General features: G+C 37.7%; 16 protein-coding genes and 1 pseudogene. All 17 read left to right on the forward strand.

Features of this window, described 5'->3' with window-relative positions; genetic code table 11:
* The first annotated feature begins 19 nt into the window (after positions 1 to 19).
* The 17 genes and pseudogenes from MKX69_RS05430 (at position 20) to MKX69_RS05510 (ending at position 18616) form a co-directional block, all read left to right on the forward strand.
* The gene (locus MKX69_RS05430; RefSeq protein ID WP_002295196.1) at positions 20 to 643 is read left to right on the forward strand and encodes an HAD-IA family hydrolase; all 624 of its coding nucleotides are present in this window, start codon (positions 20 to 22) and stop codon (positions 641 to 643) included.
* A 55-nt stretch (positions 644 to 698) separates the two neighbouring features.
* A complete protein-coding gene (locus MKX69_RS05435; RefSeq protein WP_002291995.1) occupies positions 699 to 1085 on the forward strand; it encodes a DUF1149 family protein in 387 nt (128 codons plus the stop codon).
* Between the two features lie 212 nt (positions 1086 to 1297).
* Positions 1298 to 2689 (forward strand): L-cystine transporter, encoded by a 1392-nt coding sequence (locus tag MKX69_RS05440; protein WP_341009181.1) that lies wholly within the window; start codon positions 1298 to 1300, stop codon positions 2687 to 2689.
* 211 nt (positions 2690 to 2900) lie between these two features.
* A pseudogene (gene tnpA, locus MKX69_RS05445) lies at positions 2901 to 3359 on the forward strand (IS200/IS605 family transposase); the annotation flags it as partial.
* Between the two features lie 488 nt (positions 3360 to 3847).
* Complete coding sequence (locus tag MKX69_RS05450) at positions 3848 to 4825, forward strand: AraC family transcriptional regulator (protein ID WP_181212531.1); 978 nt, start codon at positions 3848 to 3850, stop codon at positions 4823 to 4825.
* A gap of 134 nt (positions 4826 to 4959) precedes the next feature.
* Positions 4960 to 6291 carry an MFS transporter gene (locus tag MKX69_RS05455; RefSeq protein ID WP_181212532.1) on the forward strand — a complete coding sequence of 444 codons (1332 nt, stop codon included), beginning with the start codon at positions 4960 to 4962 and terminating at the stop codon, positions 6289 to 6291.
* 27 nt (positions 6292 to 6318) lie between these two features.
* Positions 6319 to 7905 carry an alpha-L-rhamnosidase-related protein gene (locus MKX69_RS05460; protein WP_341009185.1) on the forward strand — a complete coding sequence of 529 codons (1587 nt, stop codon included), beginning with the start codon at positions 6319 to 6321 and terminating at the stop codon, positions 7903 to 7905.
* A 117-nt stretch (positions 7906 to 8022) separates the two neighbouring features.
* On the forward strand, positions 8023 to 9396 hold the full coding sequence (locus MKX69_RS05465; protein ID WP_341009187.1) for an MFS transporter: 1374 nt from the start codon (positions 8023 to 8025) through the stop codon (positions 9394 to 9396).
* 274 nt (positions 9397 to 9670) lie between these two features.
* Complete coding sequence (locus MKX69_RS05470) at positions 9671 to 10039, forward strand: lactoylglutathione lyase (RefSeq protein ID WP_002296407.1); 369 nt, start codon at positions 9671 to 9673, stop codon at positions 10037 to 10039.
* 179 nt (positions 10040 to 10218) lie between these two features.
* The gene (trhO, locus tag MKX69_RS05475) at positions 10219 to 11160 is read left to right on the forward strand and encodes an oxygen-dependent tRNA uridine(34) hydroxylase TrhO (RefSeq protein WP_341009189.1); all 942 of its coding nucleotides are present in this window, start codon (positions 10219 to 10221) and stop codon (positions 11158 to 11160) included.
* Positions 11161 to 11228: 68 nt separating this feature from the next.
* On the forward strand, positions 11229 to 11960 hold the full coding sequence (locus tag MKX69_RS05480; protein ID WP_341009191.1) for a metallophosphoesterase: 732 nt from the start codon (positions 11229 to 11231) through the stop codon (positions 11958 to 11960).
* Between the two features lie 143 nt (positions 11961 to 12103).
* A complete protein-coding gene (locus MKX69_RS05485; RefSeq protein WP_341009193.1) occupies positions 12104 to 14284 on the forward strand; it encodes a Tex family protein in 2181 nt (726 codons plus the stop codon).
* Between the two features lie 19 nt (positions 14285 to 14303).
* Positions 14304 to 14786 (forward strand): SprT family protein, encoded by a 483-nt coding sequence (locus MKX69_RS05490; RefSeq protein WP_002296402.1) that lies wholly within the window; start codon positions 14304 to 14306, stop codon positions 14784 to 14786.
* 15 nt (positions 14787 to 14801) lie between these two features.
* On the forward strand, positions 14802 to 15563 hold the full coding sequence (locus tag MKX69_RS05495) for a YdcF family protein (protein WP_341009196.1): 762 nt from the start codon (positions 14802 to 14804) through the stop codon (positions 15561 to 15563).
* Between the two features lie 130 nt (positions 15564 to 15693).
* Positions 15694 to 17028 carry a UDP-N-acetylmuramate--L-alanine ligase gene (murC, locus tag MKX69_RS05500; RefSeq protein ID WP_061343740.1) on the forward strand — a complete coding sequence of 445 codons (1335 nt, stop codon included), beginning with the start codon at positions 15694 to 15696 and terminating at the stop codon, positions 17026 to 17028.
* A gap of 426 nt (positions 17029 to 17454) precedes the next feature.
* A complete protein-coding gene (locus MKX69_RS05505) occupies positions 17455 to 17940 on the forward strand; it encodes a MaoC/PaaZ C-terminal domain-containing protein (protein ID WP_341009200.1) in 486 nt (161 codons plus the stop codon).
* Positions 17933 to 18616 carry a Bax inhibitor-1/YccA family protein gene (locus MKX69_RS05510; RefSeq protein ID WP_002326970.1) on the forward strand — a complete coding sequence of 228 codons (684 nt, stop codon included), beginning with the start codon at positions 17933 to 17935 and terminating at the stop codon, positions 18614 to 18616. The genes MKX69_RS05505 and MKX69_RS05510 overlap by 8 nt, the downstream gene beginning before the upstream one ends.
* Positions 18617 to 18692: the final 76 nt, after the last annotated feature.

Consider the following 18692-nt stretch of genomic DNA (forward strand, 5'->3'; position numbering starts at 1 on the left):
GGAATGGAACAAAAGGAACATGAAAAATTATATATGGGACTTTGATGGTACATTGTTTGATACGTATCCCGCAATGGTAGATGGTGCATGGCAAGCACTAAAAGATTTTGGTATCAGTATGGACAAAAAAGAAATCTACTTCAAAATGAAAAAGTATTCTACTAGTTATTTGATCAATGAATCAAACTTGAATGCCAGAGAGTTTAATGAATTATTTCACCGATATGAAAAAGAAAGTACGGAAGTTTCCCGTCCATTTCCAGAAACGAAACAAGTACTGGAAATGCTAAAAGACAACGGCGGTCGTCATTTCATCCTGACCCACCGTTTGACAGAATCAACATGGGGCCTGTTAAAAGAACATCGATTGGCACATCTGATTGAGGAAGTAGTAGGGATCGATCAGGACTTTCCTCGTAAACCTGATCCAGCATCTTTAAATTATTTGATCGATACTTTTCATTTAGAAAGAACAGACACGATGATGATCGGCGATCGTCGTTTAGATATCGAAGCAGGGAAAAATGCAGGAGTCGCTACTTGTCTTTACGACATCGATCATTTTCTGGGTGAGATCCCGGCAGATTATGTGGTAGGAAATCTGAATGAAATCCTTACCTTGCAGAGCATCATTAAAAAGTAGTATCCCCTTTCAAAGGAGATATGTTATAATTTTCATAAAGGAGTGATAAAATTATATGGAAATCAGAAGACAAAAAGAAGTTGTAGAAGCATTTCATTATGATATGAGATTGCCGAACCAAGAAGTAGAAACAGATTTGAAAGTGGGCTTCTCGCCTTTAAAAGAAACGATCGAAAACTATCCGAAAGAACATAGCATCGTAGGAGCACGCTTAGAGTTCCGTTTAGTGTTTGATACATATGTTTTATCTGGAAGTGTGAGTCAGATCAATCATATCCTCAATCGGAAAATTGAAGGTCAAAATGATGTCACACAAGAAGAAGTGGACGAGCTAGTAGCACCGTTATTCGATATCGTACGCCGAATGTCTTATGAGGTGACAGAGATCGCCTTAGATCAGCCTGGGGTAAAATTGAATTTTCAATCAGAAAAACAAGAATAGACAGTAAAAACATACCTGCGATAGATTAAAGCTATCATAGGTATGTTTTTTTATTACTAATTGTAAGCAAAAAGAATGTCATTTCGATAAAAATCGTCTAAAATATAAAAGTCACTGAAAAAAATTTTTTCAGGAGGATGGTTGAAGAATCATTCTCGGGAACCTTTACTTCCTTCGATGGACTTGTCATTAATAATATGAGGAGGAGAAAAATGACAACACTCATCACAGTTTTAGTGGTTCTAGTTTTTGCGGCATTATTATATGTGTTCTATCGTATGCAAAAGCGCCATACAAAATTTTCAACACGCGTCTTTACAGCATTAGGAGTTGGTATCGTTTTTGGCGGTCTGCTTCAATTGATCTTTGGTGTAGACGACAAAGTCGTTACTCAATCCATGGAATGGATCGGGATTGTAGGTCAAGGATATGTATCATTCTTGCAAATGCTAGTTATGCCTTTAGTGTTTATTTCGATCATTGGTGCATTCACAAAAATGAAAGTTTCTGAAAAGCTAGGGAAAATTAGTGCGACTGTATTGACTTCTTTACTTGGAACAACAGCTATTGCAGCATTGATCGGAATTGGTTCAACAATGCTGTTCGGACTCCAAGGAGCTAAATTCACACAAGGAGCTGCAGAAACAGCACGAATCTCTGAACTGGCAACACGTCAGGAAACAGTTGAAAACTTATCGATTCCACAGCAGATTTTATCCTTTATCCCTAAAAACGTCTTTGCTGATTTAGCAGGTAGTCGTGCAACAAGTACGATTGGAGTCGTTATTTTCGCGGCATTTGTCGGAATCGCTTATCTAGGCGTGAAAAGAAAAGCGCCAAAAGAAGCAGCATTCTTTTCAGATTTAATCGACAGTCTGTATAAAATCATTATGCGGATCGTGACGCTTGTTTTGCGTTTGACACCTTATGGAGTATTTGCTTTGATGACAAACGTTTTGGCAACAAGTGATTTTGCAGCTATCGTCAATTTAGGTAAATTTGTCGTTGCTTCTTACGTAGCATTGCTTGCTGTTTTGATTGTCCACTCAGTGATTTTGATTGGTGCAAAAGTTAATCCAATCAACTATTTCAAAAAAGCCTTTCCGGTATTGAGCTTTGCGTTTACTTCACGTTCAAGTGCTGGAGCTTTGCCATTGAATATCGAGACTCAGACAAAAGCTTTAGGAGTAGATGATGCAACAGCTAATTTCTCGGCAAGTTTTGGTTTGTCTATTGGACAAAACGGCTGTGCTGGCGTTTATCCAGCTATGTTGGCAACGATCGTCGCACCAGCAGCTGGAGTGAATGTCTTTAGTTTGGAATTTATTTTGATGCTTGTGGCAATTGTAACAATCAGTTCTTTTGGTGTAGCTGGAGTCGGTGGGGGTGCAACATTTGCTTCACTGATCGTTTTAGGGGCAATGAACTTGCCAGTAGCAATCGTTGGGTTAGTTATCTCTGTCGAACCATTGATCGATATGGCACGTACAGCAGTAAACGTCAGCGGTAGCATGGTAGCTGGTATCGTGACAAGTGCACGCATCAAAGATTTAGATCGCGATGTCATCAATGATGATTCTAAAGTGATCGATGTGAATGCATAGTCATAGTTAAAACATATTAGGAAATATACTAAGATTATAGGGCAAAATCATCGATAGATGATTTTGCCCTATATTTTTTTGTGTGTTTTGAAAACCACCTGCTATGCAGGTGGTTCCGGAAAGCTTCTAGCGAGGTATAAAAAAAGCCACCTAAACTGATAAGATGAGGTTTCCCGACCACCACATCAAAAAGTTTAGGAGGTACCTTTTTATGAAAAAGGCTACAGAAAATTTATCACACACTGTTTGGAAATGTAAGTATCATATAGTATTCGCTCCGGAATTTCGTCACCAAATCATTTATGGCAAATACAAAGCAAGTATTGGAGAGATTATACGCGAATTATGCGAAAGAAAGGGCGTTGAGATTTTAGAAGCAAATGCTTGTCCAGATCATATACACATGTTAGTCAGTATCCCACCAAAAATAAGTGTCTCTCAATTTTTAGGTTACCTAAAAGGAAAAAGTAGTCTAATGATTTTTGATAGACATGCAGAACTCAAATATCGTTATGGAAATAGAAAGTTTTGGTGTAGAGGATATTATGTGGACACAGTAGGACGAAACAAGAAAAAAATTGCAGAATATATTCGTAATCAATTAAGAGAAGACCACGTAGCAAATCAGCTTACATTGTTTGAAGAAGTTGATCCGTTTACTGGAGAAAAAACCGGAAGAAACACTAAGGGCTTCTTTGAGAAGCAGCGAGTAAATGTGGAGCAAGAGGGAACCGATTCGGTAAGCCTTTCAGGCTTAGGCCGGTAAAAGAGGCTTTCAGTCGCAGAACAAACCACCCGTTCATACGGGTGGTTTTGATTATTTTTGGAGTATAGTGAGGAGTGAAAGAAAGTTCGAACAAAATCGTCCTTCTTATTTACGTATGTTGAGACTATAAGTTACATGATTTTCGGCCTAATCTAATAGTTTTGTTCAACCATTTAAACTTAATTGCGTACTTACCTATCCTTTTAAGCTTATCAGTGAAGAATCAAACTCTCTATACTAGCTTTTATTTTATCAGATAAATAGCTCAGAAGATCATGGTAGGCGTATAAATAATTCATGTAGAGAATTCACTTTTTATGCTATCCTAAAACTAATAAAAAGATTATTTGGTCTTACTCACTACTTATTTTACTTTAGTTGGAGGAAAACAAATGAAGTATGAAGAATTAAAACAAATCTTTCTTCAAGAAAATGAAATTGAAAAAATTCAACGCATAAAAGGCTACAATGTAAATGATCAAAATTTACCATTTGGAGAAATTGATGTGCCTAAAATGCCTGGCTATAATTTTTTTAAAGAAGGAAATATTTATATTAGTAAACATCATCGCTATTCAGCGATGCCTAACCATACACATGAGTTTGTTGAATTTAACTATATGCTTTCTGGTACCTGTACACAGTATGTCAATGAAACAAAGATAGAATTGAAAGAAGGAGAAATCATCTTATTGGATAAAGACATTGTCCAACGTATCGATCCATTAACTGAAAATGATTTATTGATTAATATCTTACTGAAAGATGAGTCAATTACGACCGATATTATTATCAATATGGTTAAATCGACAGGATTAGTGAACGAATTTTTGATGAACGCATCAAATAAATCAGGGAAACACGACGTATTTCTTCATTTTCATTGTGGAAAAAATGAAGAAGTTCAACTGATCCTCCATAAACTAGTTTGGGAATATGTTTATAAAAAACGCTATTATATGCGAGAGGCAAACTTGTTGTTGTCAGTTTTGCTTATTGAATTAACTCGAGTGATTGAAGAAGAAAGCTTGGATAACTATCAAGAAAAAGATGAAGAGATTATCCAAATCATCAGGTATATTGAAACCAACTTTAGGCATCTTAGCTTAAAAGCATTGGCTAAAGAATTTGGGTATAATGCAAATTATATGGGAAATAAATTGAAGAAAGAGACGGGACGAACATTTCAAGAGTTGATCAATATTGCGAAATATCATACAGTACTAGAATTGATGAAAGAAACGGATAAAAGCATAGAAGAAATTGCCTATGATATTGGCTTTCACTCGCTACCTTCCCTCTATAAATTATTTGCCAGGTTTACAGATAGAACACCAAAACAAATGAGAGATCATCTAATGCATCATTGACTCCAAAAAGATTTTCCTGAAAAAGGAAAGTCTTTTTCTGTAGTTTGGATAAAAAAAGCTGTATTTAGACCATGGCTGAAATGTTGTAGTGCGCTTACAATTGCCTTGTAAGCTGATCAGCTGATAAAACAGAAATGGAGTGTTTGAGTTTGAATAAAAAAAACAATTCAGTCGTCAAAAAGTATTCTCCTTTAGCAACCGCTGCAGGAATCGGATCAATGCTAGGATCAGGTTGTATCGTTGGATTGTCAGCAACGATTCCAGTTTGGCAAAAGGGGTTAGAGTTAACAACGGGGCAAGTAGGGATTCTTTCAGGAAGTTTAACTTTTGCGATAGCTTTTGGTTCCATGTTTGCCGGAAATATTACTAGAGGTTTCGGTCTGATTCGATCATTTAATTGGCTTAACCTTTTTTATGGTATTGGTGCAGCAATTTGTATTTTTTCAACGAGTTTTTTGATGTTACTCGCAGGATTAATCATCATGGGTATTTCTTCTGGTGCTGATTTGCCCATTAGTTTAACGGTAGTTTCTCATGATGCCCCAGATGAAACAACGTCTGCGCAATTAGTTTCTTCGACACAGATTTTTTGGCAGATTGGTGTTTTTATTTCGTACATTTGTTCTTTCCTACTTTCAGGTGTTCAAGGTGTATTAGGTGCACGGCTCGTGTTTGCTATTTTGTTTGGATTTGCCGTTATCACATGGCTATGGCGCACATTTTCTACTAAGTTCAAAACTTTCCATGAAGAAGGGTATATCCGCCAAGCTGCCAATAAGGTAATGACAGAACATGACCATGAAGTCTCATTCAAAACGGTTCTTTTTGGAGAAAATAAGCGAAAATATTTAGGATTCTTTTTAGCTATCATTACTTTTTATGTATGTTGGAATCTATTAGCAAATACGTGGGGGCAGTTCCAAACGTATGCTTTAACGAATGCTGGAGCTAGTCAAACACAAGCAACTGGATTAGGAATCATTTTGAATGTTGTTGCTTTAGGTACAACGATTGTTTTTACTTCTATTTCTGGTGGGAAATATCGAAATAAAGCTTTTTTTGTAGGTGCTTTCGTTCAATTTGCAGCTATGCTCGGAATGGTTTTAATCGGTGGGGGCGCAGGTTTTATTGCTTTGGCAACGACGATTGCTTTTTATAATTTTGGTAATCCTTTAGCTGGGGAAGCCATTTATAAAGTATGGACACAAGAATCATTTCCCGCAGAAACAAGAGCATCATTGCAAGGATTTATCAATGGTTTTTCACGATTATGTTGTGGACTTTTCGCATTTGTTACGCCTTACTTAGTAATGCCAGATCATATTCAATCTTCGATGATTGGCTTTGCTGGGATCGTTTTAGTAGCAACAATTGCTGGTATTGTCATGATGCGGTTACAAAAGAAATATGGAACATCTGAGACACGAGGGACAGAAGATCTTCAAGACACTAATGTCACTGCTTGAAAAATTGACCAAGTGAGGAGAATAAATATGGCATTTACTTTTCAAATAAATAACGATGTAGTTTGGGATTATGATCAGAAATTATTGAAAAAAGCAGAAGAAAATATTCCAAAACTAATTGAAACAGAAATTCAACCAATTCGAATTGTTGAAAAAATTCCTGCACAACAACGTACCAATGAGTTTAAACTTCAAGATAGTCAAAAGGACATCTGCACATTAGCTCAGTATTCACTGGGAAGAGGTGAGTCCATCATCTTGGATTTAGGGGATCATTATGTCGGTCAATTTAGTATTGATATCGATTCTGTTGGTTCACCGATGGATGCACCTTTGTATTTACGCTTGAAATTTGCAGAAGTACCTTCTGAATTATATGCCCGTTCAGAGGACTACGAAGCCTGGTTGTCACGTTCCTGGATTCAAGAAGAATATCTTCATCTTGATACGTTACCTACTACACTGCAATTACCTAGGCGCTACAGCTGTCGTTATGTAGAACTAACAGTTATCGATACCTCTCCTAAATGGCAAGCAAGTTTTAGTAGTCCAAAATTTATAGCAAAAAGTTCTGTTTCAATGGCACAAGTACCTACGATGACGATCGAAGACAATACTTTAAAGGCAATCTACGATGTTTCTGTAAAAACACTTTTAGATTGCATGCAGACCGTCTTTGAAGATGGTCCTAAACGAGATCGAAGATTATGGTTAGGCGATCTACGTCTTCAAGCACTAGCTAATTACTATACTTTTAATGATTTGTCTTTAGTCAAACGATGCTTGTATCTTTTTGGCGGAATGCGGACAAATGAAGGGAAAATACCTGCTAATGTTTTTACAGAACCTAAGTTAACACCAGATGATACGTTTTTGTTTGATTATAGCCTCTTTTTTGTTACTTCCTTATATGATTATGTTGCGCATACCAAAGATAAGAATGTCTTAGCAGATCTTTATCTTGTTGCTAAAAAGGCAATTGATTTAGCACTAAAACAAGTTGATATTGAGGGGCGTTTGGTACTGACTGAAGATTTTCCTGTCTTTGTCGATTGGTCGAATGATTTTGATAAAGCAACTGCTGGACAAGCAATCATGATCTATACATTGAAACGATTTTTAAAACTCGCGAAACTATCGAATGAAGCGAATGAAATGTACTATCAAGAAATACTAGAAAAAATGATAAACTTTTCAAACCAAACTCTATTTAATCATGAGAAAAAACAGTTTGTCATTGAAAAAAACAATGAAATAAATGTTGCCAGTCAAGTTTGGATGGTGTTAGCCGAAGTATTTGACAAGCAAACAAATAAGGAAATCATGCTAGAAACGATTAAATATCATTTTCCAATTCAAGGAATTGCGACACCTTATATGTATCATCATGTGGTGGAAGCTTTATTTATAGCCGATTGTCAAGAAGAGGCTATAAAATTGATGAAAGAATATTGGGGAAAGATGATTGAATTAGGTGCAGATACATTTTGGGAAGCTTTTAAACCAGAAGATTTAACCTTTTCTCCATATGGTAGCCCAATTTTAAATAGTTATTGTCATGCATGGAGTTGTACACCAGCCTATTTAATAGGGAAATATCTGATAGGTAAATAGTTAGTTAATTAGGAAAAATACATGGATCAGTTCTTACTTGTTAATGAATTGATCCGTGATTTAAGAAAAAATGAAAGCGGTTATCTCTGTTGGCAGATATAGTAAAGGAGGCTTATTATGGAAACAACACAAATGAGTCTATTAAAAAGAAAGTGGTTGACAAAATGGCGACAACGGATTGGTTATGGGGTATCTGACTTCGCATGTAATCTTATCTGGCAAGTAATTTCGCTCTATCTCTTATATTTTTATACGGATATCATGAATTTGAACGCTGCAGCAATCAGCCTGATGTTTGTAGTGACACGTTTTGTAGATGGTGTGACAGATTTATTGGTTGGCTACTTGATCGATCACACGAATACACGCTGGGGAAAATCACGACCGTATTTTCTTTTTGGAGCAGTTCCTTTTGCACTTTTTGCTTTTTTGTGTTTCAATGTGCCTGATTTTTCTAATTCAGGAAAATTAGTGTATGCATATGTCACATATCTTGGTTTGTCTTTTGCATATACATTAGTAAATGTACCAATGGCATCGATTTTGCCAAGTTTGACAAATGATACAGAAGAAAGAACGGCACTATCAACTTCTCGAAAATTTTTTGCTTTCCTAGGTGCAACGATTGTTAGTTCATCTGTTTTGACACTTGTTGCTGTTTTTGGTAAGGGAAATGAACAATTAGGCTTCAAGATTGTCATGGGAATGTTTGGCGTAATCAGCTGTCTACTATTCTTTTTTACATTCTCCGCTGTTCGAGAATTGCCTGTCCATGGAACAAAAAATCCTTCATTCAAAAGGGTCTTTACGTCTTTGAAGCAAAATAAACCTTGGATGATCTTTGCAGTCAATATCCTGTTTATGTGGACCAGTTTTTTTATTCAATCAAGTGCACCAGTTTATTATTTTTCTGTAGTGATTGGAAGCAAGACACTTTCTATTACCGTAGCGACGATTATGTCAATTGTTCCTATGTTTGCAAACTTTTTTGTTCCTATACTTGCTAAACTATTAAGCAAAAGAAATTTATATCTTTTATCCGCAAGTATCCAGTTATTAGGATTGATAGTTATCATGTTTGCTGCTAAGAATATAACACTGATACTTGTTGGTACCTTTATTTCAGCCATTGGTTACGGAGTAAAAGAAAGTATTTATTTTTCGATGCAAGCAGATCCAGTTGATTTTGGTGTTTGGAAGACAGGTGTGAATGTTTCTGGTTCGCTTTCTGCAATTAATGGCTTTTTAGGGAAAGTTGCACAGGCAATTTCTGGTGGTGTAGCGGGTGCCTTACTTGCTTGGGGAATGTATCAACCTGGAGAAATCAGACAATCCGGAAAGGCAATTTTTGCCATTCAAGCGATGTATCTTTATGTACCAATGCTCTTGATTATCTGTTCGATAGTAACAATGATGTTTTATCATCTAGATAATATTTATCCTCAAATAAAGGCCGATTTGGAAATGAAGAAATCTTTGGATGTCAAATGATAAGAAAAGTAACTTAGATGAGAATACTAAGTAACAAGAGGTTGTGACTTGTTTTTAGTCACGACCTCTTTTTTTTATTTATTCCATATAAATACACATTATTTATTCCGAAAAGTGCAAGCGTAAATAACAAAAACAACCAACTTATTTATTATTAAAGAAAAGCGTATTTAAGTAGGACGATTCTGTTGAGAGCTTTCGTAGATTTTCCCATTTTCCTATGGTAAACTGACAAAGTTGAGAATGTTAGAACAGATCGTTTAGGAGGAAACAGATGTTTACGAATGAAATAAAAATCATGCTTTATGTGGACGATGTAGAAAAAAATGCAACGTTTTGGAGAGCAGTTGGCTTTGCAGAAAAAGATCGTCAAGAAATGGATGGGACGCTTATAATTGAAGTAGGAGTTGAAGATAGTCAAACCTCATTTCTGTTATATGATCGAGCATTTGTTGAGTCCCATTCACCTGGCACAGCTACTAGTGCCCCATCTTTGATGTTTTACAGTAAAGATATCTTTGGACTATATAAAAAAATGCAGACGCAATCAGTCACATTAGGTGATATGGTACAGCTTGGAGAAGAATATGTCTTTAACTTTGCTGATCCCGATGGCAACTACTTTGCGGTTACAGGTAAATAATAGAAATGAAGACTTTGTTTTTCTGTGCGGAACAGGAAAGCGAAGTCTTTTTAATTCAAATAATAATATTATGTAAATAAAAAACTTTCCATGCGTAATTATACACAAGCAAATAAATCGTCAAATGCGAACGCCTTCTTTATACTGTTTAGGAACGAAAAGAAGGAAGGAAGAAATACATGGATTATCAAGTACTGCTTTATTACAATTATACAAAAATCGAAGAACCAGAGGAATTTGCCAAAAATCATTTAGCCTTTTGCAAATCTTTGGATCTTAAAGGTCGTATTCTAGTAGCTGAAGAAGGAATAAATGGTACTGTGTCTGGAACCGTTGAAAACACAACTGCCTATATGGAAGCAATGAAAGCTGATCCTCGATTTGCTGATACGATGTTCAAGATCGATCCAAGCGAAGGACATGCCTTTAAGAAGATGTTTGTAAGATACCGTCCAGAGCTTGTAAGTTTAAAGCTAGAAGAGGACATTGATCCAAACCAAGTGACAGGTGCTTATCTTTCACCGCAAGAATTTAAAGAAGCTATTTTAGATGAACAGACAGTGGTGATTGATGCACGGAATGATTATGAATATGACTTGGGACATTTTCGAGGGGCTGTACGCCCAGATATACGCAGTTTTCGAGAGCTTCCAGACTGGATCCGCGAGCACAAAGAAGAATTTATGGAAAAACGGGTAGTGACCTACTGTACTGGTGGCATTCGTTGCGAGAAGTTTTCTGGTTGGCTTGTCCGTGAAGGATTCAAAGATGTCGGACAGCTGCATGGCGGTATTGCTACTTATGGTAAGGATCCTGAAGTCCAAGGAGAATTATGGGACGGCAAGATGTATGTGTTTGATGAACGGATCGCTGTCGATATCAACCAAGTAGATAAACAAATCGTCGGTCGCGACTGGTTTGACGGAACACCATGTGAACGATATATCAATTGTAGCAATCCTGAGTGCAATCGTCAGATTCTTGCTTCCATTGAAAATGAAGGAAAACATTTAGGAGCATGTAGCATAGAGTGTGCGAAACATCCGCGCAATCGCTATGTTCAAGACCATGGAATCTCTCCAGAAGAAGCAGAACTGCGGTTTACAGCTTTAAGTAAATAGAAAACAATAGTTTTGATTGTCGACCATTTCCAATATGCGCTATACTAGCGTTGAGGATGGTGATCTATATGAAATCATTACTTTATGCTATTGGGGATGTCCATGGCAAATATGAGCTTTTTGAAAAACTTATTCACTATTATGATCCAAAGATCCATCAGCTTGTTTTATTAGGGGATCTCAATGATCGAGGTCCTCGTACAAAAGAATGTTTTTTATTAGGAAAGCAATTAGTCGAAGAAACAGGAGCCATTTACCTCCGGGGAAACCATGAAGAATATTTTTTGCAATTTCTGCAATCACCGGAGGACTGGTATGCGCCTTATATGAGAAATGGTGGAAAAGAAACGTTTGAAAGCCTGCTTCACCCAGGGGCATCGGAGGAATACTCCCCAACTGAAATCTCGATGATGATCCAATCGAGATATTCAGAACTGATTAAATTTTTAGTCCAGCGCCCCTTGTATTATGAATGGGAAAATTATCTTTTTGTCCATGCCGGTGTGGATTTGACAAAGAAAGACTGGCGTAAGACAAGTCTAAGAGACTTTATTTGGATAAGGGAACCATTTCATGAAGGGAAAAACAATACAGGTAAGACAATTATATTTGGACATACGATTACACCAATGCTCCATGGAGATATGCAGACAACAGACCTCTGGATTCAGGATCATAAAATCGGAATGGACGGTGGGGCTGTATTCGGAGGGTCATTGCATGGGGTTGTTTTTGACAAGGAAGGTATTCTTCAAGATATTGAATATCAGAACAACGAAGGACCTTGGCATGGAATCTGACTAATGGAAAGAATGAAGGAGCTGTGACTTTGTTGCGGCTCTTTTTATTTGTATAGAGAATATTGTTTCTTTCAGTAGTTTAACCCAGGATAAAAAGTATGATAGAATAAAGAAGCAATTTTTAGCAGAAAAGAGGCGTTTTAATGACGGAAAATTTGAACCAGACGATCATTCAGCTTGTACAAAAAGAGCTTTCAAACTATCGTCCTAAGCAGTTGACTACTGTACTTAATTTGTTAAATGAAGGAAACACTGTTCCTTTTATCGCGCGTTACCGAAAAGAAATGACTGGAAGTCTTGATGAAGTCCAGATTCGTGAAATCGAAGAGCGGTATGCATATCTTGAAAACTTAGAAAAACGTAAAACTGAAGTGATTCGGCTAATCGATGAACAAGGGAAACTGACTCCCGAGTTAGAAGCAGAAATCACCCAAGCCGTGAAAATGCAACAAGTGGAAGATTTGTATCGTCCATACAAACAAAAACGACGGACAAAAGCAACGATTGCTAAAGAAAAAGGACTTGAACCACTCGCGAAGTGGCTGATGCAGCTTACAGATGGAGAGGTGCAATCTGAAGCAGAAAAATATATTGACAAAGAAAAAGAAGTCTCTTCTGCCGAAGAAGCGTTGCACGGTGCTCATGAGATTATTGCTGAACAAGTCAGCGATAATGCAAAATTTCGGACTTGGATTCGGTCTTATACGTATAACAAAGGTATGTATGTCAGCAATGTCAAGGATGAGCAAGCAGATGAAAAAGGCGTATATGAAATGTATTATGACTTTGCAGAACCCGTCCATAAAATGGTTTCTCATCGAATATTAGCTACTAATCGTGGAGAAAAAGAAGATATTCTGAAAGTATTCCTTCAAGTAGATGAAGCAGCAATTTTAGCTTACTTGGATCGCCAAATAGTCAAAAATCCTGCCTCTCCTTCTTCTTCATTCGTCAGAGAAGCCTATCAGGATAGTTATAAACGCTTTATTCAGCCAGCAATCGAGCGAGAACTGCGCAATGAATTGACTGAAAAGGCAGATGAGCAAGCAATCGCTATTTTCGGCGAAAACCTCCGTAATCTTTTGTTGCAACCGCCACTAAAAGGTAAAGTTGTCCTGGGATTTGATCCGGCCTATCGTACTGGATGTAAACTAGCAGTCGTAGATGCGACAGGGAAAGTTTTAGCAATCGAAGTTATTTATCCTCATAAACCTGCAGCGCAAGCAAAAAGAGAAGCTGCTGGACCAGCTTTTATCCAATTAATTAATAAATATCAAGTAGATATGGTAGCTATCGGAAATGGTACAGCCAGTCGGGAATCTGAACTTTTTGTGGCTGAGCAGTTGAAATCCGCCGACCATAAAACCTATTACGCTATCGTCAACGAAGCAGGCGCTTCTGTTTACTCCGCTAGCGAAATTGCACGAAAAGAATTTCCGCATCTACAAGTTGAAGAAAGAAGTGCTGTTTCTATTGCCCGTCGCTTGCAAGATCCTTTAGCTGAATTAGTCAAAATCGATCCTAAAGCTGTCGGAGTAGGCCAGTACCAACATGACGTTTCTCAAAAACGTTTGGCTGAACAATTGGATTTTGTTGTGGAAACAGCGGTTAACCAAGTAGGTGTGGATGTGAATACAGCAAGCCCGCAGCTCTTGCAGCATATATCAGGATTGAATAAAACAACTGCCCAAAACATTGTCATTTATCGTGAAGAAAACGGAGAATTCACCGCACGAACTCAATTGAAAAAAGTGCCACGCTTAGGACCAAAAGCATATGAACAAGCAATCGGATTCTTGCGAGTCCCTGGTGGGAAAAACATTTTGGACAACACAGGTATCCATCCCGAAAGTTATTCTATTGCAAAAGAAATATTAACTTCAGTCCAACTTTCAGAAAAAGAGCTTGGTACAGAAGAAGCAGTAGAAAAATTGACACGATTATCCGTAGAGAAACTGGCTGAAAGCCTATCAGTCGGAGAAGAAACGTTAACCGATATTTTAGCTGGGCTGACACAACCTGGACGAGATATGCGTGATGAGATGCCAGCGCCCTTATTACGTACAGATGTATTGAGTATGGAAGACTTGAAACCAGGGATGGAATTGACTGGAACGGTCCGTAATGTCATTGACTTCGGCGCATTTGTTGATATCGGTGTGAAGCAAGACGGACTTGTCCATATATCGAAACTCAGCAAAAAATTCGTCAAGCATCCTACAGATGTCGTGTCAGTAGGAGATATCGTAACAGTTTGGATAGAACAAGTCGATACGAAAAAAGGCAGAATCAGTTTGACGATGCTTTCCCCTTATGAAGAGTAACAATGAGGAGTAACAAAAATTGACACAAGAAGAACTGCAGCAGTTAGTAGAAGAGATATCATTAAAAAGCTTCCAGCTTCCTTTCAAGCACCAAGCAATGTTCAATCCACGCTTACGTACAACTGGCGGGCGCTATCATTTAAATGATCATCATTTAGATTTTAATGCGAAGCTATTTGAAGAGTCAGACGAAGAGACGATTGCAGGAATCATCAAGCATGAACTTTGCCATTATCATCTTCATCTAGCTGGAAGAGGGTATCAGCATAAAGATATGGATTTCAAGTATCTTTTGAAAAAAACAGGAGGGTTGCGCTATGCACCAGCCTTGACGAAGAAACAGATAAAGATGGAGTATTATCGATGCCAAGATTGTTCTGCCACGATCTGCCGCAAGAGAAGAATCGATGTACGCAAATATCGTTGTGGAAGATGTCATGGGGAAATCAAATGGATTGAGACAAAAAGAGAAGACTTTAATGAAGCACAAAAAATCAGATGAAAGGATGGAAGGCCTTTGGAAAAAAGTGAGCAGAGGAATCTAAAAGACTGGAATCAGCTATTAAATTTTTTAGCCGCACCTGAAGAGGGAAATTTTGAGGAACTGACGGCACCTACACTTATTTTAGCTGGAAACTGTCTTCCTATCTTAGCTGATAAAGCAGCACAAATGTATTTAAATGGCCAAGTAGATCAATTGTTTTTGGTCGGAGGGGTGGGGCATGCGACTAGAATCCTTTATGAGAATTTTGAAAAGCAAGGATTTCATTTTGAAGATGACATGAGTGAAAGTGAAATCTGTCGTCAGTATCTAAAAGAAGTCTATGATTTGCCCGATAAGGCTTTTCTGATAGAATCGAAGTCTACAAATTCTGGAGAGAACGCCACTTTTTCACTGGAGATTCTTCATTCCTTAGGAGCTGTACCAGAAAAAATCTTATTGATGAATGATCCGACACTGCAACGCAGGACTCGAGCAACTTTTGAGAAAGTATGGCAAAATGAACAAACTATTTTCGCGAATGCTGTGCCATTTGTGCCGGAAATCCTTCACTTTTCTGAAGAGATCATCTTTACAGCAAAAGAACTGAATCATCAATGGCCTAAGGAATATTTCCATGCGCTAGTATTAGGAGAAATGGAACGACTCCATGACGATGAGAACGGCTATGGTCCGAAAGGAAAAGATTTTATTCCTCACATTGATATATCAGAGGAAGTTTGGTCTTCTTACACCAGAATTAAAGAGTCAATAAAAACGGATTTTTCCCGTACTTGACCATTTTAGCAAGCGAATCCTCCTTTCCAAATAAATTTGGTTGAAATTTTCAATCGTTTATAAGATAATGAGGAGCGTGTTGAATGTAATAGCTAAAAGAATGGACGCTAGATAAGAGAAGAGGATTCAAATGGAAAATCAAAATAAATTGTATCATTTTGTTGGTATCAAAGGTTCAGGAATGAGCTCCTTGGCTCTTGTTTTACATGAACAAGGTCTAAATGTCCAAGGATCAGACATTGAAAAATATTTCTTTACACAAAGAGATTTAGAAAAAGCAAATATCACGATTCTGCCATTTAACGCAGATAATGTAAAACCAGGGATGACGATCATTGCAGGAAATGCATTTCCTGATTCACATGAAGAAATCCAGCGAGCAAAAGAATTAGGTTTGGAAGTGATTCGCTATCACGACTTTATTGGTCATTTTATCCAAAACTATACGAGTATCGCTGTAACAGGCTCTCACGGAAAAACAAGTACGACTGGACTGCTCTCTCATGTATTGAGTGGTGTCCGTCCAACAAGTTATCTAATTGGAGATGGAACAGGACATGGTGATCCGCAAGCGGAATTCTTTTCATTTGAGGCCTGTGAATATCGCCGTCATTTCCTTGCCTATTCACCAGACTATGCAATCATGACCAATATCGATTTTGATCATCCGGATTATTATACAAGTATCGACGATGTATTTACAGCTTTCCAAACAATGGCTGGACAAGTGAAAAAAGCTATTTTTGCGTATGGTGACGATGCTTATTTACGCAAATTAAAAGCAGATGTGCCGATTTATTATTATGGTGTCACAGAAAACGATGATATCCAAGCACGAAAGATCGAACGCACAACTTCTGGTTCTGCTTTTGATGTCTATCATGGGGATGAATTTGTTGGGCACTTCACTGTACCAGCATTCGGTAAACACAATATCTTAAATGCTTTAGGTGTTATTGCAGTAGCTTATTTCGAAAAACTGGATCTGAAAGAAGTGGCAGAAGAAATGCTGACTTTCCCAGGAGTAAAACGTCGATTCAGTGAAAAGATCGTAGCAGACATGACCGTAGTCGATGATTATGCGCATCACCCTGCAGAGATCAAAGCAACGATCGATGGCGCACGCCAAAAATATCCAGATAAAGAAATAATTGCAGTTTTCCAACCCCATACGTTTACGCGTACGATTGCATTGATGGATGAATTTGCAGAAGCACTTGATTTAGCTGATAAAGTTTACTTATGCGATATTTTTGGTTCGGCTCGGGAAGAACAAGGAAACGTTAAGATCGAAGACCTTGGAGCGAAAATCAAAAAAGGTGGAGAAGTCATCAAAGAAAATAATGTATCTCCATTGTTAGATTATCATGATGCAGTAGTAATCTTCATGGGTGCTGGAGATGTTCAAAAATTTGAACAAGCGTATGAAAAACTTTTAAGCAGCACGACGAAAAATGTACTGTAATACAATTACTGCAGTGTCCTTATAAAAATAGAAAGAGGGGGAGTGGCAAAAATCTTGCCAAGCTCCCTTTTTTGCAACTTATGATAAACGGCGTTCAAAATCTTGCATCTGCGGTAATAAGTCCAGTCAAATCAAAAACATGAGAAGCTGTTTTTCTTGGCTGTTCTTATTACTTGATGCAGGACAGCTTTTTCACGACCTCAGATAAACGGTGTTCAAAATCTTGCATCTGCGGTAATAAGTCCAGTCAAATCAAAAACATGAGAAGCTGTTTTTCTTGGCTGTTCTTATTACTTGATGCAGGGCAGCTTTTTGACGACCTCTGTAAACTATAGGAATCTGTTAAATCAAGGGAGCAGAACTTGCCTTTTACGCTACTTTTGGTACAATAATGTATGATTAAAAATAAACTGGAGGGTTTCTATCTTGAACATAGGTAAGCCGAGAAAACTAGGAAAAACAATAAATGAAATCGAGGAAGGCGACTCGTTATCCTTAACAGAATCTATTGAAGATAACCAGCTTTTGCTGTATTTGGGGTTGACGAATGATGCAAATCCTTTGTATATCCAACATGACTTTGCACAAAAAACAGAATATCAACAGCCAATCGTTCCATCAGTGATGCTGATGGGGATCATCACAAGTGCAATTTCAAAGCATCTTCCTGGACCAGGATCACATGTTGTCAATTTTTCTGTCAATTTTATTGAACCGGTTTTCCATTATGAAACACTGACTTTTCAGTTTGAGGTCATAAAAGTAGATAAGATGAAGGATGTGGTGACGATTTCTGTAGAAGCGGAGAATACGAACAAAGATCGTGTGTTGGATGCTGTCGTTATGGTCCAACCGCCACAAGTTCCTGAATTGGAAATAGCAATCGAAAGTGAAGGTGAATTGAATGAATAATCCAAGTACATCAATGTCAGGTATCAATCGTTTTTATGCAAAAGTTTATGGATTTTTAGGTATGGGACTTGCCCTTAGTGCAGTCACTTCTTACTTGGCTCTTTGGGTATTTCCTTTGCAATTAGCAACTTTTATCAATAATTTTCCACTAGGCTTTGTGGGTCTGTGGATCGTTGAACTGATTTTAGTAATGGTTCTAGGCGTAAAAGCACAAAAGAATCCGAGCTTGGCAATCGGTGGATTTATTGCCTACTCTCTTTTGAATGGCATAACATTAGCGGTTACTCTTGCATACTACGATATTGGAACAGTAACGCAAGCTTTCTTGACAGCTACTTTGATGTTCATGGGGATGTCTGTTGTCGGAGTAACAACAAAAAGAGATCTTAGCGGGGTTGGAAGAGCAGGACAGGCAGCTTTAATCGGAGTGATCATTGCACTAGTCTTGAACATCTTCATTTTGAGAAGTAGCGCAGTTGAGCTGTTCATCTCCCTACTGTTAGTCGTCATCTTTGCAGGGATCACAGCTTATGATAACCAAAGCATCCGTAATATCTATGTCCAGACAAACGGAACAGCACATAGTGGAATTGCTGTATTCATGGCATTGAAGCTGTATTTGGACTTTATCAACTTGTTCTTGGCGTTTCTGAGAATCTTTGGACGGAACAACTAAAAAAGAAAAAAATTCATCAGTGGGGGCTATACCGAATTATTTGGTATGGTCCCGCTTTTTCTTTTCGCATTCCGCA

Source organism: Enterococcus sp. FSL R5-0957 (assembly GCF_038008005.1).
GTDB classification, from domain to species: Bacteria; Bacillota; Bacilli; order Lactobacillales; family Enterococcaceae; genus Enterococcus_B; species Enterococcus_B faecium.

Coding starts and splice junctions, on each gene's coding strand:
- MKX69_RS05450 (WP_181212531.1), top strand. CDS start 3,848: ATGAAGTATGAAGAATTAAAACAAATCTTTCTTCAAGAAAATGAAATT.
- MKX69_RS05465 (WP_341009187.1), top strand. CDS start 8,023: ATGGAAACAACACAAATGAGTCTATTAAAAAGAAAGTGGTTGACAAAA.
- MKX69_RS05435 (WP_002291995.1), top strand. CDS start 699: ATGGAAATCAGAAGACAAAAAGAAGTTGTAGAAGCATTTCATTATGAT.
- trhO (WP_341009189.1), top strand. CDS start 10,219: ATGGATTATCAAGTACTGCTTTATTACAATTATACAAAAATCGAAGAA.
- murC (WP_061343740.1), top strand. CDS start 15,694: ATGGAAAATCAAAATAAATTGTATCATTTTGTTGGTATCAAAGGTTCA.
- MKX69_RS05455 (WP_181212532.1), top strand. CDS start 4,960: ATGGAGTGTTTGAGTTTGAATAAAAAAAACAATTCAGTCGTCAAAAAG.
- MKX69_RS05460 (WP_341009185.1), top strand. CDS start 6,319: ATGGCATTTACTTTTCAAATAAATAACGATGTAGTTTGGGATTATGAT.
- MKX69_RS05510 (WP_002326970.1), top strand. CDS start 17,933: ATGAATAATCCAAGTACATCAATGTCAGGTATCAATCGTTTTTATGCA.
- MKX69_RS05485 (WP_341009193.1), top strand. CDS start 12,104: ATGACGGAAAATTTGAACCAGACGATCATTCAGCTTGTACAAAAAGAG.
- MKX69_RS05440 (WP_341009181.1), top strand. CDS start 1,298: ATGACAACACTCATCACAGTTTTAGTGGTTCTAGTTTTTGCGGCATTA.
- MKX69_RS05430 (WP_002295196.1), top strand. CDS start 20: ATGAAAAATTATATATGGGACTTTGATGGTACATTGTTTGATACGTAT.
- MKX69_RS05470 (WP_002296407.1), top strand. CDS start 9,671: ATGTTTACGAATGAAATAAAAATCATGCTTTATGTGGACGATGTAGAA.
- MKX69_RS05480 (WP_341009191.1), top strand. CDS start 11,229: ATGAAATCATTACTTTATGCTATTGGGGATGTCCATGGCAAATATGAG.